Raw genomic sequence first — 25,482 nt, 5'->3', positions numbered from 1 at the left:
CCGTCTTCCCACTACTGGGTGAGATCAGCGTATGGCGGAGCGTAATGACAGGGATCACCTGAGTATGGGAAACGCGGGGTTCACCAGCCTCGCAGCGGTGCCGGGGGGAGTTCGTCCATGAGTACCATTCGTCCAACGACCGTCGAGGTCGAAACCTCGCTGCGGCTCGTAGCGCCAGATGCCACGGCTCTGCCCGTGCGCGCCAGTCTGCGGTACGACCCAGCCGACCCGTATGCAGTGCACGTGTTGTTCCACGCGGAATCAGCCGGTGGGGAAGCCGTTAGCTGGTCCTTCGCACGGGAACTGCTCGTGACCGGGCTCGATGAGCCGGCGGGTATCGGGGACGTCCGGGTGTGGCCGTGGGCCACGCCGCGGGGCGACTTCGTGGCCCTCGCGCTGTCGTCACCAGACGGCAACGCACTGTTCGAAGTACCGCGCAGTGTCCTGGTCCGGTTCCTGCGACGCACCTATGTCGTGGTGCCGCGGGGCCGGGAGTCCGAGCACCTGGACGTGGACGCCGCGGTCAACCGGCTGCTGGCCGGCCGATAGGCGACAGGAATTACCGGGGCGACCCGCGCGGACACTGCCGGTCCGCGCGGGTCGCCCTTTTCCTGCCCACGACCCGAAACGCACAGACGCTCACGACCCGAAACGCACCGACGCCCGCGCGCCGAAACGGACACCCGTCCGCCAGCCGAAACAGACAGACGCTTGACAGCTGAAACGGACACCGCACGCACACCACCCGAAACGGACAGACGCCCGTGACCCGAAACGGACACCACTCCCCCGCCAGCCGAAACGGACCGGCACCCGCGAGCCGAAACGGACAGACGACGGGTTAAAGCCGAATCCCGGGCGGAAAGCGAATAGCACCACCGAACGCTCTTTATGTCTGATTTGCCCCTTGATTTCTCCGCCGCGGCGCCGATATCGGCCGGCACCGGCACTCACACGTGCATCCCTGGTCAAGGCCCGATACGGTCGGCTCGATGGTCACCTCCACCGCGCGCCCGAGCAGGTCCGCACCCGCCCCGAACTGGGCGGGCGTGGGCACGTTCACGCTGTCCGGGACCGATCTGGCGATGCCGCACCCGGCGCCGCGCCGGCTGCCGCACCACCTGCTGGCGCTGACCACCGCCGGGCACGGCACGGTTGAGATCGACTTCGCGGTCCAGCGATGCCGGCCCGGCACCCTGCTGTGGATCCGGCCCGGGCAGGCGGTGCGCTTCGGCGTCGAGCCGGGACTGGACGCCACCCTGGTCTCCTGGGAGCGCGCGCTGCTCTCGGCCGCCGACGTCACCGGCGTACCGGTGGACGATCTTCCCGGGCCGAGCAGCTGGCAGCTGGCCGGCGAGGACGAGGATGCGGTGATCACCGAGGTCGCCCAGCTCGGGGTCGACTGCACCCGGCACACCTCCGGCGCGGTCGCCGCCGCGCTGCTGCGCCACCAGCTCGCGGTCCTGCTGCTGCGGATCGCGTTGCTGGGCGCCGGCAACGACCGGTTCGCCGGCACCACCAGCGCGGAGGGCCGGACCTTCGCGCGGTTCCGCCGCGACCTGGAGGACGGCCATCCGCACAGCCGCCGGGTCGAGGACTACGCCGCCCGGCTCGGCTGCTCGGTGCGCACGCTGACCCGGGCCTGCCTCGCCGTCACCGGCCGCACCGCCAAACAGGTCGTCGACGACCGGGTCGCGCTGGAGGCGCAACGGCTGCTGGCCTGCACCGACCTGTCCGTGGCGGAGATCGGCCGGCGGCTCGGCTTCGGCGAGCCGACCAACTTCGGGCGCTTCTTCCACCGCGAGGCGGGGCTCAGCCCGGGCGCCTTCCGGGCCGGCGCCGCGGCGGCGATGCCCGATCAGGTGGCCGACGACGTGGCCGACATCGGCGCCCGGGTCCCGGTCCAGCGACTGGCCGCTGACTGACGGTGATGCCCGAATTCCCATTATTCCCGGGGTGCGCGAGGGTCACGTGCTCCGACGCGGCATGATGGAGGTGTGCAGATCTCCGCGCGCGGCGACTACGCGGTGCGGGCGGCGCTGAGCTTGGCCCACGCCCACCCGGCCCTGATGTCCGCCCAGGCCATTGCCCAAGACCAGAACATGCCCCGGAAGTTCCTCGAGGCAGTGCTGGCTGATCTGCGTCGCGCCGGGGTGGTCCGAGCCCAGCGCGGCGCCGAAGGTGGCTACACACTGTCACAGAGCCCTCGGGACGTGACGATCGGCCAGGTGCTGCGGGCCGTCGACGGTCCACTCGCGGGGGTCCGCGGGCTGCGTCCGGAGGAGACCCACTATTCCGGAGCGGCCGAGAACCTGCCCAACCTCTGGGTCGCCGTCCGCTCGGCGGTCCGCGAGGTGGTCGACGAGGTGAGCCTCGCCGAGCTGATCAGCGGGCGGATGCCGGCCCACGTCCGCAAGCTCACCACCCGGCCGGACGCCTGGCAGCCGCGCTGAGAGGTTTGCCGAGATCCACCATCGGGAATCTTCCGGCCATCTGGCTCTCCACGGAAGGACTACCCCGATGGGCATTCAATACCGCAGCCGCAAGAAGTTCGGACCGCTGATCCTGAACTTCACGCAGCGAGGGTTCTCGTCCTGGTCCATCAAGATCGGGCGCTGGTCCTGGAACTCCAAGGCCCGTGCGCACCGCGTGGACCTGCCCGGCCCGCTGTCCTGGAAGCAGGACAAGTCCTGACCCTGGCTCAGGCCGCGGCGATCACCACGTCGCCGCCGAGCCGGCCGTGCTCCGGCCGCCGGGTCACCGACCCGGCGGCCAGCAGCGCCTGCACCACCCGGGTCGCGTCCGCCGCCCGGTAGACGGTCTCGGTCAGCGCGAAGGTCCGCAGCTCGGTCACCGTCGCCTCGCCCACCCCGGCCAGGTGCGCCAGCAGCTCGCGGCGCAGCGGACCGGGGTGCGGGTTCAGCGAGATGTCGATGAGGTGCCGCTCCGGATCACCCGGGTCGCGGTAGCGCACCCCGGCGTACTCGTCGACGGCCCAGAGCACGTCCTTGAAGGCCTCCAGGTTCTTGCCCGACTGGGTGGCGAACACCAGCACCGGACCGGGCTCCTCGCCGACCGCCAGCTCCACCGCGGCGACCAGCGGGAAGCCGGCGGCGCGCAGCTCCGCCCGGTAGTCGTCGGCGGCGAAGCCGGCCCCGGGCACCACGATCACCGCCTCCGCGGGCTTGCCCACCGTCAGCGCGGCGACGGTGCCGGGCTGCGGCGGCCCGCCCGCGGCGGTCGCATCCAGAAAAGCCAGCAGCGGTACGCGCGCCGCACCGACCGCCTTCAGCGCCACCGCCAGCCGGGCATCCGTGCCACCGGGAATGCTGTGGACGGTCAGCCCCGCGGCGGCGCCGGCCTCCCGTTGCGCCGCGGCGAGCAGCGCACCCACCTCGGTGACCTCCTCGCCGAGCGCGACCATCGTCAGCTCCCGCCCCCTGACCAGGTCGGACTGCTCCACGAAGACGCGCAGCGCGGCCTGGGCCAGCGCCGGGCCGGCATCGGCGTAACCGTGCACATAGGTGGCGCGGCGGGCCCGGTGCAACGCGGCGGGCGCCCACGCCTCGAGATGGCGGACGAGGATCTCACGCTTGACGTCGGCGACGCTGTCGGCGGTCATAACCGAGTTATACGGTGTCGGGTCCGCCCAGGTCAGCCCGGGTCGCCGCAAGACCGGTCTTGTACCGAGGGTGGCTGAGCAGACACTATGAGACACGTGGCACCTCCGCTCGCCGACCTCACCGCCCAGGCGCGGACCCTCACCTCCGCGGGCGATCTCGCCGGGGCCAGGGACGTGCTCGCCGACGCGCTGGACCCGGCCGACGCCGATCCGCGGCGCGCCTCCCCCGACCTGGCGCTGGCCGCGGCGTTGCAGGCCCGGATCCTGATCGCGCTCGGCGACCCGCACGCGGCCCGTACCTGGGCCGGCTTCGCGCACGCCGCCGAGGAGCACCTGCACGGCCCGCAGGACGAGCGCACGATCGCCGCGGCGGCCACCTACGCGGCCGTGCTGCAGCGGGTCGGCAACCACGGCCGGGCGGCGCAGCTCTACCACGAGCTGGTCCGGCAACTGAGCGCAGTGGACGGACCGCTGGCCGCCCGGGTGCTGGCCGCCGAGGCCGACCTGGCGACCGCGGAGCACGCGGCCGGCAACTGCACGCTCGCCCGGCACCGGCTGGCCGACGCCTGGGCCCGGCACCGCGAGGCGCACGGCGAGGAGTCCCCGGCCGGCATCAAGATGCTGGCCCGGCTGGCCGCGATGGAGCGCGACTGCGGCCACGACGGCGACGCGCTCCAGCACTTCAGCCAGGCCCAGGAGCTGTGCGCGCGGCACCTGCCGCCCGACCATCCGCTGGGCCGGCAGGTGGCCCGGCTGGCCGGGGCGGGGCCCGCGGGCCGGCACACGTGCGGCCGGGTGCAGCGCTCGACCGGCCCGGCGACCGGCGACCCGGAGGCGCAAGGTCCGGCGGCGGGCGTCACCCCGCCGACAACCGATCCGGTACGCCCGGAGCCGCCCGCACCGGGTGACCCGTCAGGCCGGCACGCCCGGCCGGAGCCCCCGATCGCGCTCCCGTTCACCGCCCCGGCGCCACCGACCGAGCCGGTCACGCCCGCACCGCCGCCGCGGGAGCCGTCGAGCGAGACGACGACGATCCTGACCCCGCCGCCGGAATCCCCGGCCCGGACGGCGACGATCCCGCCCCCGGAGCCGTCGGCCGGGATGACGACAGCACCGCACCCGCCACCGGAGCCGTCAGCCGAGACGGCGGCACCGCCCTTCGAGACGACCACGGCCGCGTCGAGCCCACCGCCGGCACCGCCTTTCGAGACGACCGAGGCCGTGCCGGGCCCGCCTTTCGAGACGACCGCGGCCACGCCGGGGCCGCCTTTCGAGACGGCCGCGGCCCCGCCGGGGCCGCCGCCGCCGCTGATCTGGCCGGCGCCGGAGACGGTGCATCCCGAGCAGGCGTACCCCCAGCAGGGGCAGCCCGAGCCCGACTGGTCCGAGCCGCCGCCGGCCACCTCCCCGGGCGCCTGGGGCAGCGGCCCGCCGCCGCCGGCCGAGAACGAGCCGGCCTGGCCGCCGCAGGCGCCCCAGCAACATCCGGTGATCGTGTCGCGCCGGCCGGCCGCGGCTGCCCCGCCCGGGCCCTGGCCACCCGACTCGCTCCCGCCGGCCGGGTATCCGCCCGACACCTATCCGCCCGGCCCCCGGCTGCCCGCCGACGACGCCATCGGGCCGGCCACGGATCGGCGGTTGCCCGTACCGGTGGAGCAGCCGGACCGGCGCACCAACCGGCACCCCCTGGTGCTGGCCGCCGTGCTCGTGGCCGGGATCGCGGCCGCGGCGGCGATCGTGATCGTGACGCTGCCGCGGGACGAGGCCGGGCCGGCCGCCGCCCCGGCGCAGAGCGCCACCACCGTGCCCGCCTCCCCCTCGCCGTCGGCCGCGCCGCCCTCCAACGCCGCCGTCGCCCCCACCGGCCTGACCCTGCAGGACAACCGGGACAGCGTCGCGTTGACCTGGCGCTACCCCAAGGGCTCCGAGGGGCCGGTGCTGATCTCCGGCGGCCGGACCGGGCAGGAGCAACGGGCGTTCCAGCAGCTGCCCGCCGGCACCACCGACTACGTCGTCTACGGGCTCAACCGGCAGAACAACTACTGCTTCTCGGTGGCGGTCGTCTATACCGTCGACCAGGTCGCCGCCTCCGAGGCGGTGTGCACCAAGCGGAAATAACCGACCCGCAACCCGGCAACACCTCAGCAACCACCGCGCGCGACCGATCGCAACGATTGCCGAGGACCCACCGGGGACTCAACGGGGAAAGCGGGAACGCTGGTGACGACGGAGGCGGCGGAGACGGCCGGTGCCGTGGTCGTGGACGAGCGGGCAGCGCTCGAGGCGACCCTGGCGGAGCTCGAGGCCCGCCCGGCGTCCCAGTTCCGGTCGGTGGCGGTGCCGGCCGCGGCGGTCGAGGACCGGGCCGGCGAGCTGGGCGCGGAGGACCTGGTCATGCGGGCCCGGCTGCTGCGCGCCATGTCGATGGTGCGGGAGGGCCGCTCCGAGCAGGGCGGCCAGCGCGCGCACCAGGTGCTGGCCTGGGCCCAGCAGCACGACCACCCGTTCCTGCTGGCCCGCGCGCACCGGGTGCTGTCGCTGTTCTACCGGCAGATCGGCGACCTCTCCGAGGGGCTCAGCCACGCCGTGCAGTGCTTCGCCAACCTCACCGACGACGAGCCGCTGAGCGTGCGGGCCCTGCACCTGATGCGGCTGGCCGTGGCGCTGGACGAGAGCGGTTCGACCGAGGAGGGCGACCGGCGGTTCCGGGAGGCGCTCACCATCGCCGCCGAGATGGGCGACCACGACCTGACGATGAACATCCTCAACAACATGGCCTACACGGCCTTCGAGAACGACGACGAGGCCGGTGCCCGGGAGCTCGTCCGGCACATGCACGAGGTCCGGGACCGCAGCGGGCGCGACTACGGCGCGCTCGAACTCGACACGATCGCCCGGATCGAGATGATGAGCGGCAACTACGCCGCGGCGGAGCAGACCCTGCACGTCATCCTCGACGGCGAGACCTCCGCGCTGCTCAGCCACGAGGGTGACGCCCCGGCGGTGTGCATCCTCACGCTGGCCGAGGCCCGCCGGCTGGGCCGCCGCTACGCGGCCGCCCAGGACGCCCTGGACGCGGCGGTGGCGCTGACCGAGGAGCGCGGCCTGGACCGGGTACGGGCCCAGATCCGCGAGGAGCAGGCGGCCCTGTTCGCCGCCACCGGCCGCTACCAGGAGGCGTACGACGAGCACCGCGCCTTCTACGCCGCGGCGAACGCCCTGCACTCGATGCAGCGGGAGGCGCAGGCCCGGGCGCTGCAGGCGGTCTTCGAGGCGACCGAGGCCCGCCGGGCCAGTGAGCACTTCCGGGAGATGGCCCACCGCGACGCGCTGACCGGCCTCTACAACCGGCGGTACGTCAACGAGCGGCTGCCCGCCCTGCTCAGCGAGGCGGTCGCGCAGCGGACCCCGCTCTCGGTGGCGATCCTCGACCTGGACCACTTCAAGCGGATCAACGACACGCTGTCGCACAGCACCGGCGACACCGTGCTGCAGGAGGTGTCGCGGCTGCTGACCGAGGCGGTGAGCGGGCCGATGATCGCCGCGCGGATGGGCGGCGAGGAGTTCCTGCTCGTGCTGCCCGGCATGGACGCCACCGAGGCGGCCGCACGCTGCGAGCGGCTGCGGCTGCGGATCCGGGCGCACCGCTGGGGCCCGATCACCGGGGTGCTGCCGGTGACCACGAGCATCGGCGTCACCACCAGCCCGGAGGGCCGGGCGAGCTCCTCGTCGCTGCTGTCGCTGGCGGACCGCAACCTGTACGTGGCCAAGCGCGAGGGCCGCGACCGCGTGGTGGCCGACCTATAGGTCCAGGTCGACCGTGACCGGATAGTGGTCGGAGGCGTACTCGGCCTCGTCGCCCCGCAGCACCCGGGCGTTGCCGGCGCGGGCCGCCACCGGCGCGCTGGCCAGCAGGTAGTCGAGCCGCATCCCGGTGGTGGCGAACTCGTGCCCGCCGCCCCGGGTGGTCGGCACGGTGAGCCCGGCGCCCTCCCCCGCCCTCGGCCACAGGTCGACGAAGCCCGCATCCTGGAACGCCGCGACAGCGCGGGTGTCCGCCGTGCCGTCCGCGGCCCGGTGCCGGCGGGCGTACGGCCCGCTGAGCGCCGCGAGCCGGGCGGTGTGGTCGGTGCCCGGGTCCAGCGAGTTCAGGTCGCCGGCGAGCAGCACAGGGCCCTTCGCGGGCCGGTGCCGGGCGGCGAGGAAGCGGGCCTCCCGCAACCGCCGGTACGGCGAGAACGGGTTCAGGTGGGTGCTGACCACCGTGAGCTGCCCGGCGGTGGTCGGCACCAGGACCGCCGCGGCGGCGTGGTGCAGCCGCCACCGCACGGCGGACCAGCCGACGATCCGCAGCGGCGGCCGGACCAGCACCGCGACCGGCTGGCCGAAGACCGACGGGGCCAGGAACGGCGTCATGCCCAGCGCACCGGCGACCTGCCGCATCCGCCCGCCCCGGAACCCGCGCAGCTCCTGCAGCGCGAGGATGTCCGGGCGTTCCCGGCGCAGCAGGCTCACCAGCGCGTCCAGCCGGCCGCCGCTGCCACCGGTCCGCACGTTCCAGGTCAGGAACCGGATCGTCACCGCACCGCCTCGGCGGCGCCGGACGGCACGCTCGTCTCGGTCAGGTCGCGGTCGGCGTCCCGCTCGGTCAGCTCACCGGCGTCCGCCCGGTTGCCCTCGGCCACGTCGGCGTTGGGCCGCAGCACGAACCAGAGCAGGGTGATCCAGCAGGCGGACAGCACGCCGGCGCCGAGGAAGTCGGTCGGGTGGTGCATGCCGCGGTACATCCGGGACAGCGCCACCCCGGCCGGCATGATCACGGCGAGCGCCACGAAGACCCATCGCCACCAGGCCCGGACCCGCGGCACGCACAGCACGGCGATGGCGGCGTAGAGGCACATGGTCGCGGCGATGTGCCCGGACGGGAACGACGAGGTGGGCATCTGCCCGTCGAGCTGCTCGACCGGCGGGCGCGGGCGGCCCACCGCGGCGGCCGTGGTGAGGAAGAGGCTCAGCTCGCCGAACATCGCCAGCACCACGAAGAGCACCGGCCGCCAGCGCCGCCACAGGGCCAGCACCAGCGGGCAGAACACCAGCGAGACGAGCAGGATCATGTGGGTGTCGCCGGCCTTGCTCCACAGGTAGCTGAGCTCGTCCAGCGACGGGTTCCGGAAGGTCTGCAGCCAGCGGACGAAGCCCTCGTCGGCGGAGCGGATCCAGGTGCCCTCGGTGTGGTTGGTGACGGCCCAGCCCAGCACGTACAGCACGCCGAAGATGAGGACCCAGCCGACCAGCAGCTCGGCCGCGCCGGCCCAGGGGTGCGGCAGCATCTTCTCCTCGTCCGGCGCCGGGGTGACGTCGCGCGCCGCCTCCGGCTCCAGCCCCTCCTCCAGCGGGCGGACGGGCTGGCCGACCTCGCGGCGCCAGAGCCGGAACGCGTACGCGGTGACGCCGAGCCAGGCGGCGCCGAGCAGCCAGCCGGCCAGCACGTCGGAGAGGAAGTGCACGCCGAGCGCGATCCGGGTGAAGCCGATCAGCGCGATGATCAGGCCGACCAGGGCGATCACGGCCTTGCGCCAGCGCGGCGCCACGGCGGGCAGGAAGACCAGCAGCAGCGCGCCGTACGCGACGAACGAGCCGAGCGCGTGCCCGCTCGGGAAGCTGTTGCCCGGCGCACCCGCCACCTGCACCTCGACCACCGGGCGCAGCCGGCCGACCAGGGTCTTGAGCGACGGGTCGAGCAGCAGCGCGCCGACCCCGGTGACGATCACGTAGACCGCCAGCCGGGTGCGCCGGCGGATCAGCAGCAGCGCGACGGCCACCGAGACCAGCCACATCAGCACCGGCCGGCCGCCGAGGTCGGTGACCGCCTGGAGCACCGTGACCACCGGCTTGCGCGGGGCGACGAGGTCGTTCAGCCCGTCGGCGACGCCGCGGTCGAGGCTCTGCAGCGGTCCCCAGTGCAGCCGGACCAGCAGCAGGAGCAGGCCGAAGCCGAGCCCCACCGCGATGACCGCGAGCAGGCCCAGCACGCTGCGCTCGGTGAAGTGCCGCAGGGGCGCCCAGCCGACCCGCTGGTGGATCCTGCCTTCGTCGGTGGACATCGTGGACTCCTGATCGATCGGGGACCGGCGCGGTGGTGCGCGGGACTTACCCGGATCGCTCGGTGCTCACACCGGTGTCGCGCTGGCGGGGCACGTCGCCGTCCGCGGCGTCCGGCTCCGGCGGGTCGAAGCCCTGCAGATCGGTGTCCGGGCCCGGCTCCCACTGGTCGTGCTTGGCGGGGCGGACCACCCCGACCCGCTGGGCCTCGAGCTGGGCGGCGAAGGACAGCCCGAAGAACAGCGAGATGCCGGTGAGGTTGGCCCAGAGCAGCAACGCCATGATCGCCGTGAGCGGGCCGTAGGTGGCGCCGAAGCCGTCGCTGACCCGCACGTAGCCGGCCAGCAGCAGGCTGGCCACCCACCACAGGATCGTGGACACGCCCGCGCCGAACAGCAGCCAGGTCAGCGCGGGCTGGTTGCGCCGCGGCGAGTGCCGGAACAGCAGGCCCACCGCGAAGATGATCAGCGCCAGGCTCAGCGGCCAGCGCACCAGGTTCCAGGCGGCCATCGCGCCGTCGCCCCAGTCGAACTGTCTGGCCAGCGACTTGCCCGCGGAGTGCCCGGCGACCAGCAACAGGAAGCCGAAGAGCGCGGGCAGGCCGGCGACCACCGCCAGGATCGCGGCGCGCACGTACTTCTTCAGCGCGGGCCGGTCCCGCTCGACGCCGTAGATGCGGTTGGCGCCGCGCTCGATCTGGGCCATGCCGGTGGTGAGCGCGAACAGCCCGGTGATCAGGCCCAGGGCCAGGGCCAGCTCGCCGGCCTCCTCGGTGCGCTCGTCGTCCTCGAGCAGCTCGGAGACCAGTGGCTCGCTGGCGCCGGGGGTCAGCGCGATGACGGTGTCCGCGACGACCTGGCCGCCCTCCTCGACACCGAGATCGGTGGCGAGGCCGGAGAGCGCGATCAGGAACGGCACGATGGCGAGGCAGAGCTGCAGGGCCAGCGCCCGGGAGTGGCTGAAGCCGTCCCCGTAGCGGAACCGGACGAACGCGTCCCGCAGCAGCGGCCAGCGGCCGTAGTGCCGCAGGGCGAGGAAGGCGTCGTCGGCGGACAGCTCGTCGCCGGGCATCATCCTGGTCTCGGGGACCGGTTCCGTGCTGCTCATGCGCGCTTCTCGGCCGCGGCGCGCACCCCCTCGGCGGCCCGCTTCGCCGCTGTGCTGTCGTAGGCGAGGTCCGGGTCACCGGCCGGCTGGGGCACGCAGAGCAGCAGCGCCCGGGGCCGGATCTGAATCTTCAGGGACTTGCCCGGGTCGATCAGGTCGCCGTCGAGCTGCCGGGGCTGCGGCCGGTTGCTGAAGATCTCGACCCGCTCCGCGGTGTAGGTCTCCATCCGCGGCACCCGCTTGCTGCGCCGCACCACGGCCCAGCCGAGCCGGGCCCAGTGACCGAGGCTGCGCGGGCTCAGCACGGCGATGTCGAGCTTGCCGTCGTCCGGCTGGGCCTCACCGAGCAGCCGGACGCCGCCCTGCAGCCGGCCCACGTTGCCGACGATGACCGAGCGCGGCCGCCGGGGCATGGGCGCGCCGCCGTCCAGCACGATCCGGACCCGCATCGGCCGGTCCCGCAGGTGCTTGGCCGCGCCGCCGACGTACGCCAGCCAGCCGATGTGTTTCTTGGCCGCGTCCGAGGTGCCCTCGAGCATCTGCGCGTCGAAGCCCATCCCGGCCATCACGGCGAAGCACTGGTCGCCGACCGCGCCGACGTCGATGCGCTTGCGGCCGCCGTCGATCGCGACCTGCACCCCGGTGGCGGCGTCGGTGCCGAGGCCGAGGTTGGCGGCGAGCAGGTTGCCGGTGCCCGCGGGCAGCACCGCCAGGGCGACGTCGCTGCCGGCCAGGGCGGTCACCGCGGCCATCACCGTGCCGTCGCCGCCGCAGACGAAGACCAGCTCGGCGCCGTCCGCGACGGCCCGGGCGGCCTGACCGCGGCCGGGGTCCTCCGGGGTGGTCTCCAGCCAGGCGGGCTCGGGCCAGCCGACGGTGGCCAGGCCCTCGGCGACCGTACGGCGCAGCAGGTCGAGGTCACCGACCTTGACGGGGTTGTACACGACGGCAGAGCGGGGTCCTGTCACGGCCGTAAGTGTGCAGGACCCACATCACAACGGCGACCCGGGCAACCGTGCGTTAGAGTGAATTGGCTAACTTGAACACGTTCAATTATCTGAACCAGTGGGGGGTGAGGGCCGTGTGGGTGCTGGTGAACCTGCTCGTCGCCGTCGGCATGCTGGTGGTCGTGCCGGCCGGGCTGCGGCTGATCCGGGACCCGGCGGTGGCGCTCGCCCGGGCCTGCTGGCCCGTGGGTGCGGTCGCCGGGGCGGTGAGCCTGTGGCTGCCCAGGGGGACGGTGGCCACCTCGCTGGCGACGGTCTACGCGATCGCGGCCGCCGTGCTGTGCGCGTACGCGGTCAGCCGCCCGGTCCGTCCCCGCCGGGAGTGGCCCACCGAGGCTGCCGTGCTCACCGCCCTGATCAGCCCGGCCGTCGCGGCGAGCGCGCTGGTCGCCGAGCGGTCCGGTTATCCGCTCTTCGGCTTCGAGCCGGGCGTGCTGGCGCTGACCGTCGCGCACTTCCACTTCGCCGGGTTCGCCGCCGCCCTGATCGCCGGTTTGGAGTCCTCGGTCCGGTCAAGGGTGGCGGCGGGGCGGTCGGACGGGCAAAGCCGTCTGACACCTGGGCGGGTCGCCGACGCGGCCGCGCTGACCGTGCCCGCGGGCACCCTGCTGGTGCTGCTCGGCTACTTCACCGCCGAGGTGGTCGAGCTCGCCGGCGCCCTCGTGCTGACCGCCGGCATGTGGACGGTCGGCTGGCTGACCTGGCGGTACGCCCGCACCGCGGCGCCGGACCGGTTCACCGCGCTGCTGCTGGGCTGCTCGGCGGTGGTGCTGGTGGCCTCCATGGCGCTCGCGGTGAGCTGGGCGCTGGGCGAGGCCACCGGGCTGCCGCACCCGTCGCTGACCTGGATGGCGGCGACCCACGGCGTGGCGAACGCGCTGGGATTCGCGGTCTGCGCCATGGTGGGCCGGCGCCGCGCCGGGGCATATCTGTAGGCACCAGGAAGGGATGTCATGAGTGAGTTGAGCTACACCGAGGTCGGCGCGACCCGGCACGAGCCGCTGCCCCCGGGCTACCGGCACCTGCACTACCGCACGGAGCTGGGCCGGGACGACTTCGCCGCCGCGGCCGAGGCGATCCTGACCTTCCGGATGCACCGCGGCACCGGGGCGCGGGTGCGCGCGACCGCCGACCGGGCCGCGCCCGGGGTGCGGCTCACCGTCGGGCTGGGGCCGCTGACCGTGCCGTGCGAGGTGGTGTGGACCGCCGAGGAAGACCGGCTGGCCGGCTTCGGCTACGGCACCTTGCCCGGCCACCAGGCCCGCGGCGAGGAGTCCTTCACCGTCGAGCGCGACGCCCACGGCCGCGTCTGGTTCGCGGTGACCGCCTTCAGCGTGCCGGCCCGGCTGCCGATGCGGCTGGGCGGTCCGGTCGCGGTGCTGGCCCAGCACGGGTACGCCCGCCTCTGCGCCCGCGCCCTCAGACGAGGGTGTGCGCGGTCCCGTACGGTTGGCTCGTGAGCGACACGAGCGTCACCTGGTGGGGGCACAGCACCATGTGGCTGGCCGACTCCGGGGTCTCGCTGCTCACCGATCCGCTGCTCACCGACCGGCTGATCCACCTGCGCCGGATGGCCGGGCCGACGCCGAAGCTGCCCGGCCCGCCCGACGCCGTGCTGGTGTCGCACCTGCACGCCGACCACTTCCACCTGCCGTCGCTGCGGGCGCTGCCCGGCGACCCGCTGCTGATCCTGCCGCGCGGCGCCGCCGCGTTCGTGGCCAAGGCCCTCGGCCGGCGGTGGGGCGAGCGCTGCGTGGAGCTGGAGCCGGGCGGCGAGACGAGGGTCGGCGCGGTGACCGTCCGCGCGGTGCCGGCCGCCCACGACGGCGGGCGCGGGCCGTGGTCGCGGCTGCGCTCGACCGCGATGGGCTTCGTGGTCGAGGGCGCCTCCCGCACCTGGTACAGCGGCGACACCGGCCTGTTCGACGGCATGGCGTCGCTGGGCCCGCTGGACCTGGCGCTGGTGCCGGTCGGCGGCTGGGGGCCGACCCTGGGCGCGCACGGGCACCTGGATCCGGTCGACGGCGCCGAGGCGCTGCGCCGGGTGAAGGCCGCCTGGGCGGTCCCGGTGCACTACGGCACGTTCTGGCCGGCCGGCCTGGGCCGGATCCGGCCGCACATGTTCCACGAACCCGGCACCGAGTTCGCCCGGCGGGCGGCGGTCACCGCCCCGGAAACCCGGGTCCGGGTCCTCACGCAGGGCGAGACGCTCAGTTTCGAGCCGGCCACGTGATCTCCGAGCTCGGCACCATGGGCTGGCTGGCGCTGGTGGTCGCCTTCGGCGCGATCGTCCCGGTGGTACCCACCGGCGCGGCGGTCAGCGGCGCGGCCGCCCTGGCCTTCCACAACCACCCGCTGCTGATCGTGCTGGTGATCGCCGCGGGCGCGGCCGGCGCGTACGTGGGCGACCTGGTCATGTACGCGATGTGCCGGGCCGGCGGCGAGCAGCTGGCCCGCCGGCTGCGCTGGCTGCGCGACGGCGAGCACCTGGGCTCGGTGAAGGAACGGCTGCAGAAGAGCCAGATACCGGTGCTGCTGGTCTCCCGGCTGCTGCCCGGCGGCCGGGTGCCGGTGCTGCTGGCGGCGGCCTTCCTGGGGCTGAGCTGGCGCACCTTCGTGGTCGCCAACGCACCGGCGTGCCTGCTCTGGTCGGCCGTCTACACCGGCATCGGGGTGGCCGGCGGCTCGATCTTCCCGGAGCCGTGGCAGGGCGTGGTCGCCGCGATCCTTCTGGTGCTGATCATCGGTCAGGCGGTCAGCCTGATCAGCAAGCGCCGCACCGCCCGCCAGGCCGACGCGAAGGCCGAGCCGGCCTGATCGCTCCCGGAGTGCAACCCCGATGTGCTCCGAAAGCCCGGTCCCCCGCCGTTGGTAGGGCATGCGGAGCCGCCTGCCGATCGCGCTGGCCCTCGCGGTGACCGTGGCCGCCGGGTTCCAGGCCGCGGTCCCCCATCTGCCGTCCCGCACCGGCCTCGCCATCTCCGACTGCCTGATCATGCTGGCGACCGGCTACGCCTGCGTGGGCTACTGGCGGCGCGCCTCGTGCGTCTCCGGCCGGGCCCGCGCGGCGATGATCTTCGGCGCCGGCGCCACCGGGATGTGGAGCCTGGCCAACGGCCTGTTCCTGGTGACCCGGGCCGGCCTGATCGGCACCACCGGCATCGCGATCGGCGGTCTGATCTCCATCTCCGCCACGGCGCTGCTTCCGGTGGGGCTGATCCTGGCCGGTGCGCGGAAGCGGGGCCTGGCCCAGCTCCGGCGCGTGATCGACATCGCCGCGGTGGCCGGCGCCATCCTCATCCTGGCGTGGCAGTTCATCCTCGCGCCCGCGGCCGCTGCCGGCGACCGCGCCTCGATCATCACGGCCCTGCACTTCATCATCCCGGAGGCGCTGGCCGCCGCGCTGGCCCTGGTCACCGCCTCGGCCAGCGTGCCGAGCCGGCACGCCCGCGCGTTGCACCTGCTGGCCGGCGCGGCGGTGGTGCTGGCCATGACCATGATGCTGAACGTGCACAACAGCATGACCCGCCAGACCTGGCACGAGAACGGCGTGGGCGCAGGCTTCGTACTCGGCGCGTTGCTCATCGCGCTCGCCAGCCGGCACGTCGTGCCGATGTCCGACCAGGGCGACATCCGCCGGCTGGTGACCAGCATCTGGGCGGCCCTGCCGTACCTTCCCGTGCTGCTGGCCGTGGTGGCCATCGCGATGGTGCAGGTGCGCACCGGGCGGCTGGGGCCGGTGCTGGTCTGGTTGATGCTCGGCACGTTCTGCCTGGTGTTGCTGCGGCAGCTGGCGAGTCTGCTCATGGTCGGCGGGATGGCCGCCGAGTTGCAGGAGCAGAAGGTGCGGCTGGCGTATCAGGCGCACCACGACGTGCTGACGGGCCTGCCCAACCGGGCCGCCTTCCAGGAGCGCGGCGCCGAGGCGGTGCAGGACGCCGACCGGGTCGTGCTGCTGCTGCTCGACCTCGACGGCTTCAAGCCGGTCAACGACACGCTGGGGCACGCCGCCGGTGACGAGGTGCTGGTGACGGTCGCGCACCGGCTCACCGCGACGCTGCGCCCGACGGACCTCGCCTGCCGGCTGGGCGGTGACGAGTTCGCCGTCCTGGTCACCGACCTCTCGGACGACGACATCCTGAGCCTGTCCCGGCGCGTGCTGGCGGCCATCAACGAGCCCATGACCGTCAACGGGACACCGGTCGCCGTCGGCGTCAGCATCGGCATCGCCACTTCGCGGCCCGGGACCGGCCGCTCCCTGGACGCGCTGCTGCGGCAGGCCGACGAGGCGATGTACGACGCCAAGGCGCACGGCAAGGGCACGGTCAGCTGCTACCGCGGCGAGGGTGAACTGCTCAGTACTTCAGGTGCTGGCGGGTCAGCATCGCGACCTTCTGCACCAGTGTGATGCCGCCGTCCATGCTCTGATTGTTGTGCGAGAGCACCGCCACGGACACGTCCACGTCGTCGTCGGAGGTCACCCGGCCGACCGTGTTCACCGCCCAGAGCCCGCCGTCCGCCGACCGGGTGTCCCAGCCGTTCTTGACCGTGGTCGTCTCGCCTGCCTTCGCGACCGCCGGCACGCCCCAGTCCTGGGTGGCGTCGACCGTGTTCATCAGCGTGAACACCTGCTTGCGCGCGGCCGCCTTCAGCGGCCCCTTGCTGTCCACCAGCTCCGACAGCAGCTTCACCTGGTCGTTCACCGTGGTCCTGGTCAGGCCCCAGGCGTTGTTGACCGTGGTCTCCTTCAGGCCCAGCCGCCGGTTGCACTTGCCGACCGCCGGGGCCTTGCCGAGCCGGGTGAACAGCGCGGTGGTGGCGTTGTTGTCGCTGAGCCGGATCATCGGCTTGGCCAGCGAGAGCTCGGTGGCCGACAGCCCGCGGCCGGCGTCCTGCGCCTTCAGCAGCGCGCAGGCCAGCACCTGGACCTTGACGATGCTGGCGGTGTCGTACTTCTTCGAGCCCCGGTAGGAATACCGCTGGCCGGTCTTCTTGTCGAGCACGGCGACGGAGAACTCCGGTGCGGTGGCCGCGTACTTCTTCAGCGCGGCGTCGAGCGCCTTGACGCGCTTGGCGCGTTCCTTGGCCGCGAGCTCCTCCGGGGTGGGTCCGGTCGGCGTCGGGGAGGCGCTCGGCTGCGGGTCGTCACCGAACGTGAGCGACTGCGGCAGCAGCCCGCCGCCGGCGCCGCCGCTGTCGTCCCGCATGCCCAGGCCGATCAGGGACGCGCCGCCCACGATCACCACTGCCGCCACCGCGAAGATCCAGAGCTGGGTTCGTCGCACCCATGCATAGTGCCGTGCCCGGAGCGGGATGCCAAAACCTACTACCGGTTGCATGATCACCCTTACGGTTTGTCACTGGACCCTCGGGGCACAATGGGCGCATGGCCCTGCTTCCGTCACCCGCCGCGCTCGTCGAGATCACCCGGTACGCGGTCGGCCAGGTGGTGGAGACCGCGGCCACGGTGGCGACCGTCCCCTTCCGGGTGCTCGGCGTGCTGGGCCAGACCGAGCTGCTGGTCAGCCGGATGACGATGCTCGCCGAACGCGCAGAGGGCCTGATCGGCCGGGTCGACGGCGTGGTCAGCGGCATCGAGGAGACCCTGCGCGACACCAGGGTGGTCATGGCGGCGGCCGCCCTGGCCGTGGACGAGGCCGGCGCCGTCGCCGCCCGGGCCGGGCTGCTGGTCGACGGCGCGGCGGTAACGGTGGACGGCGCCGCGCTGGCCGTGACCGGCGCGGCCACGATCGTCTCCGACGCCGGGCGGATCACCGACGCGGCGGCCGGGGTGGTCCAGCAGGCGTCGGCGACCTCGGCCGAGGCCCGCGCGCTGCTCGACGGGTACGGGCCCACGCTGCGCCAGGCGGCCCCGCTCGCCGCCCGGTTCATCGAGGAGCTGACGCCGGAGGAGGTCACGGCCGCGATCCGGATGGTCGACGAGCTGCCCCAGCTGCGCAAGCACCTGGTCGAGGACGTGATGCCGCTGCTCGGCAAGCTGGACCAGGTGGGGCCCGACCTGCACTCGCTGCTGGAGGTCACCAACGACCTGCACCTGGCGATCATCGGCCTGCCCGGCCTCAAGATGCTGCGCCGCCGCGGCGTCGAGCGGGTGGCCGAGGACGAGGCGAACGACCGCTAGCCTGAGCAGCTCTTATTTAAGTTTGTAAACATTGACGAAACACCAGGTGACGGTTAATCTCGCGGCACCGTGAGAGCGCTCTCACACTCGCCCGTGGTCCACCGCCGCGGCTCCGGCGACCCCCGTCCCCATCGGAGGCACCTGGTATGAATCCCCCGCTCCCCCCTTCCCCCGGCGCACACCGGCGACGGCGCCCCGGCCGGCTGGCCGGCTTCGCCACCGCCGTTGTCGTGGCGCTCGGCTCCGGCGCCCTCGCCGTCGCCGCGACCGGCTCCGCCGAGGCCGCGACCGTCGGCGCCGGCAGCTACACCGAGACCCTGCCGGCCGGCGCCAAACTGCCGACCGGCTGCGGCGACATCGCCACCAACCCGCGCCAGTTCCTCACCGCGAACGCGCCGGCCGGCGCCGTGCCCACCAACGACTGGTGGTCCTCGCTGGTGTTCAAGAAGGGCGACGAGTGCAACTTCTCCCAGCCCCTGTTCGCCCACCCGGCCGCGTACAAGCCGGTGGCGAGCGGGCTCGGGATCTCGTACCAGACCGACGCGGCGATCAGCGGCAGCGCGACCGGCCTCGGTGAATACCACTTCCCGTACGCGCAGCACGTGGTCGCCGGGGTGGCCGGGCTGAACGCGCCGCGGGCGCTGGTGGACGGCTGGACCGACTGGACGGTCACGCCGTCCTGGAGCGACGGCACCCGGACGCTGAAGGCGACCATCGGGCACGGCCTGCCGATGTCGTACTACCAGGTGACCGGCGGCGACGCGCTGATCTCCATCGTCGGCCCGCCGACGGTGTGGCAGAACAGCGGCAACCGGGTCGGCTGGTCGATCGGCGGGCACGACTACGTCGCGTACGGCCCGGCCGGGTCGACCTGGTCGCTGAGCGGCAGCACGCTGCGGTCCACGCTGGCCGGTCGCGGGTACTTCTCGCTCGCGGTGCTGCCCACCACGTCGGGCACCAGCACCGCCGACAAGACCGCGCTCGCCGACCGGTACGGCCAGGTCGCGCACAACCACGTCACCGGCACCCGGGTCTCGTACACCTACAACCAGGCGGCCGGGACGGTGAACACCACGTACGGCTTCACCACCACCGCCCGCGAGGGCAGCGGCTCGGGCACGGTCATCTCGCTCTACCCGCACCAGTGGCGCTACCTGTCCGGGGGCTCGCCGATCGCGCAGACCTACGTCTCGCCGCGCGGCGCCATGAAGACCGTCATCGGTACGCAGTTCCAGACGTCCATGAAGTACACCGGCGTGCTGCCCGAGGTCCCCGCGGTCGGCGACTCGTCCGGGGCCGACCTGTCGCAGGTCACCACGTTCCTGAACAACGAGCTGAACAACCCGGCTGACTTCAGGGGCGACGACACGTACTGGACCGGCAAGGGCCTGGGCCGGGCCGCCCGGATCGCGGAGATCGCCGACCAGCTCAACCTCACCGCGGTGCGCGACTCGGCGCTGAACGTGATCCGGACCCGGATCACCGACTGGTTCACCGCGTCGGCCGGCAAGACCTCGCGGGTGTTCTACTACGACAACAAGTGGGGCACGCTGATCGGCTACCCCGCGTCGTACGCGTCCGATGAGGACCTCAACGATCACCACTTCCACTACGGCTACTTCATCGCCGCGGCGGCCACGCTGGCCAAGTTCGACCCGCAGTGGGCCTCGACCGGGCGCTACGGCGGCATGGTCGACCTGCTCATCCGCGACGCCAACAACTACGACCGCGCCGACACCCGGTTCCCCTACCTGCGGGACTTCGACATCTACGCGGGCCACGACTGGGCCTCCGGGCACGGCGCGTTCGGCGCGGGCAACAACCAGGAGTCCTCGTCGGAGGGTCAGAACTTCGCCAACGCGCTGATCCAGTGGGGTCAGGCGACCGGCAACACCGCGGTCCGCGACGCCGGCATCTGGATCCACACCACCCAGGCCGCGGCGATCAACGAGTACTGGTTCGACGTGCGCAACGAGAACTTCCCGGCGAGCTGGGGCCACAACTACTCGGCCATCGTGTGGGGCTCCGGCGGCGCCTACGCCACCTGGTTCTCCGGCGAGCACGCCCTGGTGGTCGGCATCAACATGCTGCCGATGACCGGCGGGCAGCTCTACCTGGGCGATCACCCCGCGGCGGTGAAGAGCACGTACGCGGAGCTGGTGCGCAACAACGGCGGTGAACCGACGCTGTGGCGCGACATGCTGTGGCAGTACCTCGCGCTCGGTGACCCGGACGCGGCGCTGGCCAAGTTCCGGGCGAACTCCTCCTACACCTCCGAGGAGGGCGAGAGCAAGGCGCACACGTTCCACTGGATCCGGAACCTCGCCGCGCTCGGCCAGGTCGACACCGGCGTGACTGCGAACCACCCGCTGGCCAAGGTGTTCAGCAAGAACGGCGCCAAGACGTACGTGGCGTCGAACATCACCAACACCGCGCTGACCGTGACCTACTCGGACGGCCGCACCCTGGCCGTGCCGGCGGGCAAGACCGTCGCCTCCGGGGCCACGAACTTCTCCGGTGGCAACGCCAACGGCGGCGGCACCGTGACCACGCCGCCGACCACCACCCCGCCGACGACCACCCCGCCGCCCACGTGCACGACCGGACCGCTGCTCTCCCAGGGTAAGACCGCCACGGCGTCCTCCGTGGAGGCCGGCTACCCGGCGAACCTGGCCGTGGACGGCGACGCGGCCACCCGGTGGTCCAGCGCGTTCGCGGACCCGCAGTGGCTCCAGGTCGACCTCGGTTCGGCGCAGCCGCTCGGCCGCGTCGAGCTGACCTGGGAGGCGGCGTACGGCAAGGCGTACCAGATCCAGACGTCGGCCAACGGCACCAGCTGGACCCCGGTGGCGACGGTGACCAACGGCACGACCGCCGGCGCCGTCACCCACCAGATCTCCGGCACCGCCCGCTACGTGCGGATGTACGGCACCGAACGCGGCACGCCCTACGGCTACTCGCTGTTCGAGTTCAAGGTGTTCGGCAGCTGCGGGAGCACGACGCCGCCGACCACGACCGCACCGACGACCAACCCGACCACCACCCCGCCGACCACACCGGCCACCACCCCGCCGGCGGCGAACGCGTGGGCGGCGAACACCGCCTACGCGGTGGGCCAGATCGTCACCTACAACGGCGCCCGGTTCCGCTGCCTGCAGGCGCACACCTCGCTGGTCGGCTGGGAACCGCCGAACGTGCCCGCGCTCTGGGCCACCGCCTGACCCGCTGACCCGCCCTGCCGTTTCACCCCGCTTTCACGGGTGGAACGGCAGGGTGGGTGGCATGAATGAGCCGCTGACCCGACGTACTCTGCTCGCCGGTGGCGCCGCGACCGCGACGCTGCTGCTCCTGCCCGGCACCCCGGCGCAGGCCGGGACCGGTCTGCGCCGGCTGGAACGGCAGTACGGCGGCCGGATCGGCGCCGTCGGCATCGACACGGGCACCGGCCGGACCGTCGCACACCGCCCGGACGAGCGCTTCCCGCTGTTGTCCACCTTCAAAGCCCTGGCCGCGGCGGCGGTCCTGGACCGGGCCCGCGGCCGCGAGCCGGGCCTGCTGGACCGCGTCATCCACTGGACCGACGCGGACGTGCTGCCGAACTCGCCCGTCACCGCCGAGCACGTCGCCGACGGGCTCACCGTCGCGGAGCTGTGCCACGCGGCCATCACCCGCAGCGACAACCTCGCCGGGAACCTGCTGCTGGAGCGGATCGGCGGCCCGGCCGGGCTGACCCGGTACGCCCGCGGCCTCGGCGATCCGGTCACCTGGCTGGACCGCTGGGAGACCGAGCTGAACGACTGGTCGCCGGCCTCGCCCCGGGACACCACCACCCCGGCCGCCATGGCCCGCAACCTGCGCGACCTGACCGTCGGCCACGACCTGCACCCGGCGGACCGCGACCGGCTGACCGGCTGGCTGCGGGCGAACACCACCGGCGCCGCCCGGATCCGCGCCGGCCTGCCACCATCGTGGACGGTCGGCGACAAGACCGGCACCAGCACGGCGTACGGCGCGGCGAACGACATCGCGATCGTCCAGCCGCCGTCGGGCGCCGCGCTGATCCTGGCGATCTACACCAACCGCGACACGGCGACCGCAAGCCACGACGACACGGTCATCGCGTCGACGGCGACCCTGCTGGCGTCCGCGCTCGGCCGGCTCTGAGCAGTTCCCGCGCCGGATACTCGACGGTCTTGGGCCCGGCGACCAGGCGGGCGTAGAAGTCGTTGAGCAGCAGGACGGTGGGCCCGCACCGGGCGAGGAGGGCCCGGGCGTACGGCGGGAGGCCGGGCCCGCCGCCGCGGATCACGGCCGTGCGGTCGGCGCCGGGGGCGAGCCGGTGGCACAGCCAGTTGACCAGGTAGCGGTCGGTGTCCCAGCGGTCCCAGTCACGGTGCTGCTCCAGGAAGGCGGCCTCGGCGGGCGAGAGTGCGAAGGCGCGGTCCAGGGCGAGGCCGAAGTCGGCCAGGTAGAGCCGGTGGCCGTCGGTGAGAACGTTGCCGGGGTGCGCGTCGAAGTGCACCATCCCGTACGCCCGCAGCACGTCGGTGGCGGCCCGCAGCTCCCGCTCGGCGAACGCCGTGGCCCGCTCACCGTCGCCGGCGTCGAAGCGGTCGAGCAGCCACTCGTGCAACGTCCACGGTAGATGCTCGAGGAACAGGACGACGCCGGCGGTGGCGGCCCCGATGGCGGCGACGCGGCGGGCCACGGCGGGGTCGCCGTCCCAGTCGCCGAAGTCCGGCAGCGGGCTGGGCGGGCCGGGCAGGACACGCCAGTGGTGCAGCAGCGGGAAGCGGGGCGAGACGCCGGCGCGTACCCAGCCGGTGGTGGTGTGCTGGGTGGCCAGCTCCCGCCAGGCGCCGAAGCCGGTGGAGCCGACCCCGTACTGGTAGCAGGTGGGCAGTCCGAAGAGGTTGGCGGTGGAGCCGGTGTGCTCGGGCCGCCGCTCCAGGTCGGTGAGCGGGATCCGCTTGACGAACACCGGCACCCCGCCGACATCCAGCCGCGCGGTCCGCCCACCGATCCCCACACCCAGCGGCGTGCCGGCGTCGAGCCGGGCGGCGAGCGCATCGTCGTCCAGCCCGGCGAGCGTCGCGGCGACGGTTCGGTGGCGGTCCAGCCGGTTCTCGGTCACCCGGCGATGCTTCGCCATCCCGGGCGCCGGGTCAACCGGATGGGGGTCAGCGCGCGTACCCGGAAACGGTGTTGCCCTTGACCGCATAGATCCAGCCGCCGGTCACGACCACGTGGCCCCCGGCGACACTGCCGACCTGGGTGCCGGCGGAGGCGGGTCGGCCGGTCGCGGCATGCAGGATGCCGAGGGGCCTACCGCCGTCCACAGTGGTGTAGAGCAGGCCGCCGGCGCGCACGGGTTGCCCGGCATAACCCGCGAGGGGCGCCGTCCAGCGGAACCGGCCGGTCCGGGCGTCCAGCGCCTCGACCCGCTTCGCGATGGCCCGGTAGACCCGCCGCCCGTCGGCGGCGACGAGCGAACTCCCCCGGCGAGCGGCCGTCCACACGACGGCCCCGGTGGCGGCGCTGACACAGATCATGGCGTTGCGGCGGTCGGAGACGTAGAACCGGTCGCCGGTGGGGGTTGCCGCTCGTCCGGTCCAGGCGAGGGGCCGGGTCCAGAGCGGCTCGCCGGTGGTGATCGAGAGTGCGGACGTACCGGCGGCCCCGACCCGGCTGACGAGCACCCGGCCGGCGGCGGAGACCCCGGCGGAGGAATGGTCGGCGAGCTGCCAGAGCTGCGTACCGTCGGCCACCGCAAGGCCGACCACCGCCGGGCTGTCGGAAGCCGACTCGCCGGAGACGACAACGACGCCCCGCTCGACAACCAGCGATTCGACGGGGGCTTGCAGGGCGGCGCTCCAGACGAGCCGGCCGGAGGTGACGCTGAGGGCGCGGACGGTGCCGTTGGGGTCGCTCTGCGATTGGCAGCCGCTGTTGGCGACGATCAGCAGGCCGCCGGAGAGGGCTAGGTGGGGAGTGCTCTCATCCTCGGGATAGGGCCAGGTGAAACGCCAGGAGAGCCGGCCGGTGCCGGCTTGGAACGCGGAAATGCCGGTCTCCTGCGGGACGAAGAGGAGGCCATCGGCCAGCAGGGGCTCGGCGGCGCGGGCGCAGCGCTCACCGGCTTCGGGGAGGGCCACGGTCCAGCGCCGCCGGACGGCGTTGATGCTGGCGGCGTTGATGCTGGACTCGCCGGGGTTGTAGTAGGTGTCGGCAGGGCTGTATCCGGGCTGCGGCCAGGATGGTGCGGCTCGCTTAGGGCCGGGCGCAAACTCCGCTTCGGCAGCGGCGGCGGGTTGGGAATGGGTGGCCTGGTTGTCGGCGGTGGCGGCCCGGGCACGCGTGGCCCGGACGTAGGCAGCGGCTGCCTGAGCACGGATGGCCTGATCGTAGGCAGCGGCTGGCTGGGCACGGGTGGCCTGGTTGTCGGCAGTGACGGCCCGGGCACGGGTGACCTGATTGTCGGCAGCGGCCGCCTGAGCACGGGTGACCTGATTGTCGGCAGTGACGGCCCGGGCACGGCTGGCCTGCGCGTAGGCGGTGGCGGCCAGCGCGTGGCCGGGCACGGTCTGGGCTGAGCCCTGTCCGGCTTGAACCTGGGCGGGCGCGGCCTGCACCCGGGCCGGCACGGCCTGCACCTGGGCCGGCACGGCCTGCACCTGGGCGGGGCAGGCCAGGATGCCGGCGGCGATCAGGACCGCTCCGGGCCGGAGACGCAGAATCGGGACGGTAGACAAGGGTCCTCCATGAGGCGAGCGACTTGAACATCCGTAACGTAAACCGCAAAACCACCCTGAAGCCGCAGGTTGCCGCACCGTCACGCTCACGCCTGGTCGCGTCCGGTCGCGTCGGTCGCGTCGGGTCGCGTCCGCGAGAACACGGACGCGGTGCTCTCGTGCTGGCGGCCCTTGCGTGGGCACTCCTGACCCACGCCTCGCTACCTTGCGATAGCCGTGGACCCCGGTTGGGGATGACCGCCGTTAGCCGTTGCGCATTACTAAGACCGTCGGTGGTGATTCTCGCAATAGGGATGCGAGGCCCCGTCAAGAGGGATTTATCGAACGGGCGGGGATCGCCCAGAAGTTTGCAGGTCGCCTCGTTGGACGCCCAATGGGAGATTGCCCGCTATCGTGTCGAACCCTCCAAAGGCCGACGATATTGTGTTGATCTGCATGGGAAATGCGCGCCGGCTGCTCTCGATGGCTGAACGGCAGGAGACCGGCGACTTCCCGTCGGCGGCGCGGTCCGCTGCAATGTCGTGCGATGAGGGGCGGCGGCCCCGCGGACGGCTGGGCCGCGGACGGCAGGTGGGCGCCAGATTGAGACCCCGCGACCTGCCGCGCACGGACGGCGCCGGGTGCCACTGGTTTCGGCAGGCCCGGCGGTCTCAGCAGGCCCGGCGGTCTCAGCAGGCCCGGCGGTCTCAGCAGGCCCGGCGGTCTCAGCAGGCCCGGCGGTCTCAGCAGGCCCGGCGGTCTCAGCAGGCC

At 73.3% G+C, this 25,482-nt stretch carries 22 protein-coding genes; 14 read left to right on the top strand and 8 right to left on the bottom strand.

What is annotated here, in order from left to right; genetic code table 11:
* Positions 1-117 precede the first annotated feature (117 nt).
* The 4 genes from ACIBQZ_RS40900 to ACIBQZ_RS40885 all read left to right on the top strand — a co-directional run bounded on the left by ACIBQZ_RS40900 (position 118) and on the right by ACIBQZ_RS40885 (position 2,694).
* Positions 118-549, top strand: coding sequence for an SsgA family sporulation/cell division regulator (locus ACIBQZ_RS40900; RefSeq protein WP_020514863.1), 432 nt, complete (start codon positions 118-120; stop codon positions 547-549).
* Between the two features lie 443 nt (positions 550-992).
* Entirely contained in the window at positions 993-1,925 is a 933-nt protein-coding gene (locus tag ACIBQZ_RS40895) for an AraC family transcriptional regulator (protein WP_396094346.1), read from the top strand.
* Between the two features lie 72 nt (positions 1,926-1,997).
* A complete protein-coding gene (locus ACIBQZ_RS40890) occupies positions 1,998-2,453 on the top strand; it encodes an RrF2 family transcriptional regulator (protein ID WP_396094345.1) in 456 nt (151 codons plus the stop codon).
* A gap of 67 nt (positions 2,454-2,520) precedes the next feature.
* Positions 2,521-2,694 (top strand): DUF4236 domain-containing protein, encoded by a 174-nt coding sequence (locus tag ACIBQZ_RS40885; RefSeq protein WP_396094344.1) that lies wholly within the window; start codon positions 2,521-2,523, stop codon positions 2,692-2,694.
* 7 nt (positions 2,695-2,701) lie between these two features.
* Here ACIBQZ_RS40885 and ACIBQZ_RS40880 read toward each other — a convergent pair whose 3' ends face one another.
* Positions 2,702-3,622: a hypothetical protein gene (locus ACIBQZ_RS40880; RefSeq protein WP_396094343.1), complete on the bottom strand. Its 921-nt coding sequence runs from the start codon at positions 3,620-3,622 to the stop codon at positions 2,702-2,704.
* Between the two features lie 96 nt (positions 3,623-3,718).
* Between ACIBQZ_RS40880 and ACIBQZ_RS40875 the strand changes: the two genes are divergently transcribed.
* A complete protein-coding gene (locus ACIBQZ_RS40875) occupies positions 3,719-5,740 on the top strand; it encodes a tetratricopeptide repeat protein (protein ID WP_396094342.1) in 2,022 nt (673 codons plus the stop codon).
* 102 nt (positions 5,741-5,842) lie between these two features.
* On the top strand, positions 5,843-7,429 hold the full coding sequence (locus ACIBQZ_RS40870) for a diguanylate cyclase (protein WP_396094341.1): 1,587 nt from the start codon (positions 5,843-5,845) through the stop codon (positions 7,427-7,429).
* Here the strand turns inward: ACIBQZ_RS40870 and ACIBQZ_RS40865 are convergent.
* The 4 genes from ACIBQZ_RS40865 to ACIBQZ_RS40850 are packed head-to-tail and all read right to left on the bottom strand — an operon-like array spanning position 7,424 to position 11,799.
* Entirely contained in the window at positions 7,424-8,203 is a 780-nt protein-coding gene (locus ACIBQZ_RS40865) for an endonuclease/exonuclease/phosphatase family protein (RefSeq protein ID WP_396094340.1), read from the bottom strand. The genes ACIBQZ_RS40870 and ACIBQZ_RS40865 overlap by 6 nt on opposite strands.
* Positions 8,200-9,726, bottom strand: coding sequence for a phosphatase PAP2 family protein (locus ACIBQZ_RS40860; RefSeq protein WP_396094339.1), 1,527 nt, complete (start codon positions 9,724-9,726; stop codon positions 8,200-8,202). The genes ACIBQZ_RS40865 and ACIBQZ_RS40860 overlap by 4 nt, the downstream gene beginning before the upstream one ends.
* A gap of 46 nt (positions 9,727-9,772) precedes the next feature.
* On the bottom strand, positions 9,773-10,831 hold the full coding sequence (locus ACIBQZ_RS40855) for a YihY/virulence factor BrkB family protein (RefSeq protein WP_396094338.1): 1,059 nt from the start codon (positions 10,829-10,831) through the stop codon (positions 9,773-9,775).
* Entirely contained in the window at positions 10,828-11,799 is a 972-nt protein-coding gene (locus ACIBQZ_RS40850) for a diacylglycerol/lipid kinase family protein (RefSeq protein ID WP_396094337.1), read from the bottom strand. The genes ACIBQZ_RS40855 and ACIBQZ_RS40850 overlap by 4 nt, the downstream gene beginning before the upstream one ends.
* 113 nt (positions 11,800-11,912) lie before the next feature.
* Here ACIBQZ_RS40850 and ACIBQZ_RS40845 point away from each other — a divergent pair, with 113 nt between their 5' ends.
* The 5 genes from ACIBQZ_RS40845 to ACIBQZ_RS40825 all read left to right on the top strand — a co-directional run bounded on the left by ACIBQZ_RS40845 (position 11,913) and on the right by ACIBQZ_RS40825 (position 16,246).
* Complete coding sequence (locus tag ACIBQZ_RS40845) at positions 11,913-12,773, top strand: YndJ family protein (RefSeq protein ID WP_396094336.1); 861 nt, start codon at positions 11,913-11,915, stop codon at positions 12,771-12,773.
* A gap of 18 nt (positions 12,774-12,791) precedes the next feature.
* Positions 12,792-13,298 (top strand): DUF1990 family protein, encoded by a 507-nt coding sequence (locus tag ACIBQZ_RS40840; protein WP_396094335.1) that lies wholly within the window; start codon positions 12,792-12,794, stop codon positions 13,296-13,298.
* Positions 13,295-14,071 carry an MBL fold metallo-hydrolase gene (locus ACIBQZ_RS40835; protein ID WP_396094334.1) on the top strand — a complete coding sequence of 259 codons (777 nt, stop codon included), beginning with the start codon at positions 13,295-13,297 and terminating at the stop codon, positions 14,069-14,071. Before ACIBQZ_RS40840 ends, ACIBQZ_RS40835 begins: the two co-directional genes overlap by 4 nt.
* Positions 14,068-14,655, top strand: a complete 588-nt coding sequence (locus ACIBQZ_RS40830; protein ID WP_396094333.1) for a DedA family protein — start codon at positions 14,068-14,070, stop codon at positions 14,653-14,655. Before ACIBQZ_RS40835 ends, ACIBQZ_RS40830 begins: the two co-directional genes overlap by 4 nt.
* A 61-nt stretch (positions 14,656-14,716) precedes the next feature.
* Complete coding sequence (locus tag ACIBQZ_RS40825) at positions 14,717-16,246, top strand: diguanylate cyclase domain-containing protein (protein ID WP_396094332.1); 1,530 nt, start codon at positions 14,717-14,719, stop codon at positions 16,244-16,246.
* Here the strand turns inward: ACIBQZ_RS40825 and ACIBQZ_RS40820 are convergent.
* The gene (locus ACIBQZ_RS40820; protein ID WP_396094331.1) at positions 16,194-17,123 is read right to left on the bottom strand and encodes a serine hydrolase; all 930 of its coding nucleotides are present in this window, start codon (positions 17,121-17,123) and stop codon (positions 16,194-16,196) included. The two genes, ACIBQZ_RS40825 and ACIBQZ_RS40820, sit on opposite strands and share 53 nt — an antisense overlap.
* Before the next feature lie 101 nt (positions 17,124-17,224).
* On the opposite strand from ACIBQZ_RS40820, the gene ACIBQZ_RS40815 reads away from it, so the two are divergent.
* The 3 genes from ACIBQZ_RS40815 (at position 17,225) to bla (ending at position 22,144) form a co-directional block, all read left to right on the top strand.
* Entirely contained in the window at positions 17,225-17,980 is a 756-nt protein-coding gene (locus tag ACIBQZ_RS40815; RefSeq protein WP_396094330.1) for a hypothetical protein, read from the top strand.
* 146 nt (positions 17,981-18,126) lie between these two features.
* Positions 18,127-21,201 (top strand): glycosyl hydrolase, encoded by a 3,075-nt coding sequence (locus ACIBQZ_RS40810; protein WP_396094329.1) that lies wholly within the window; start codon positions 18,127-18,129, stop codon positions 21,199-21,201.
* Between the two features lie 61 nt (positions 21,202-21,262).
* Positions 21,263-22,144, top strand: coding sequence for a class A beta-lactamase (gene bla, locus ACIBQZ_RS40805; protein ID WP_396094328.1), 882 nt, complete (start codon positions 21,263-21,265; stop codon positions 22,142-22,144).
* On the opposite strand, the gene ACIBQZ_RS40800 is transcribed toward bla, so the two are convergent.
* Both ACIBQZ_RS40800 and ACIBQZ_RS40795 read right to left on the bottom strand, forming a co-directional pair.
* The gene (locus ACIBQZ_RS40800) at positions 22,095-23,114 is read right to left on the bottom strand and encodes a serine/threonine protein phosphatase (protein WP_396094327.1); all 1,020 of its coding nucleotides are present in this window, start codon (positions 23,112-23,114) and stop codon (positions 22,095-22,097) included. The genes bla and ACIBQZ_RS40800 overlap by 50 nt on opposite strands.
* Positions 23,115-23,160: 46 nt before the next feature.
* Complete coding sequence (locus ACIBQZ_RS40795) at positions 23,161-24,732, bottom strand: PQQ-binding-like beta-propeller repeat protein (RefSeq protein WP_396094326.1); 1,572 nt, start codon at positions 24,730-24,732, stop codon at positions 23,161-23,163.
* Positions 24,733-25,482 lie beyond the last annotated feature (750 nt).

This window comes from Actinoplanes sp. NPDC049599 (assembly GCF_044465625.1).
GTDB lineage: Bacteria > Actinomycetota > Actinomycetes > Mycobacteriales > Micromonosporaceae > Actinoplanes.
Note: the sequence above shows the minus strand (reverse complement) of the source record. Positions and strands in the feature narration are given on the sequence as shown.

What these genes read in the sequence shown, in the direction of transcription:
- ACIBQZ_RS40900 (WP_020514863.1), top strand. Translation starts at nt 118, where the DNA reads ATGAGTACCATTCGTCCAACGACCGTCGAGGTCGAAACCTCGCTGCGG.
- ACIBQZ_RS40895 (WP_396094346.1), top strand. Translation starts at nt 993, where the DNA reads ATGGTCACCTCCACCGCGCGCCCGAGCAGGTCCGCACCCGCCCCGAAC.
- ACIBQZ_RS40885 (WP_396094344.1), top strand. Translation starts at nt 2,521, where the DNA reads ATGGGCATTCAATACCGCAGCCGCAAGAAGTTCGGACCGCTGATCCTG.
- ACIBQZ_RS40880 (WP_396094343.1), bottom strand. Translation starts at nt 3,622, where the DNA reads ATGACCGCCGACAGCGTCGCCGACGTCAAGCGTGAGATCCTCGTCCGC.
- ACIBQZ_RS40860 (WP_396094339.1), bottom strand. Translation starts at nt 9,726, where the DNA reads ATGTCCACCGACGAAGGCAGGATCCACCAGCGGGTCGGCTGGGCGCCC.
- ACIBQZ_RS40855 (WP_396094338.1), bottom strand. Translation starts at nt 10,831, where the DNA reads ATGAGCAGCACGGAACCGGTCCCCGAGACCAGGATGATGCCCGGCGAC.
- ACIBQZ_RS40840 (WP_396094335.1), top strand. Translation starts at nt 12,792, where the DNA reads ATGAGTGAGTTGAGCTACACCGAGGTCGGCGCGACCCGGCACGAGCCG.
- ACIBQZ_RS40825 (WP_396094332.1), top strand. Translation starts at nt 14,717, where the DNA reads ATGCGGAGCCGCCTGCCGATCGCGCTGGCCCTCGCGGTGACCGTGGCC.
- ACIBQZ_RS40815 (WP_396094330.1), top strand. Translation starts at nt 17,225, where the DNA reads ATGGCCCTGCTTCCGTCACCCGCCGCGCTCGTCGAGATCACCCGGTAC.
- ACIBQZ_RS40810 (WP_396094329.1), top strand. Translation starts at nt 18,127, where the DNA reads ATGAATCCCCCGCTCCCCCCTTCCCCCGGCGCACACCGGCGACGGCGC.
- bla (WP_396094328.1), top strand. Translation starts at nt 21,263, where the DNA reads ATGAATGAGCCGCTGACCCGACGTACTCTGCTCGCCGGTGGCGCCGCG.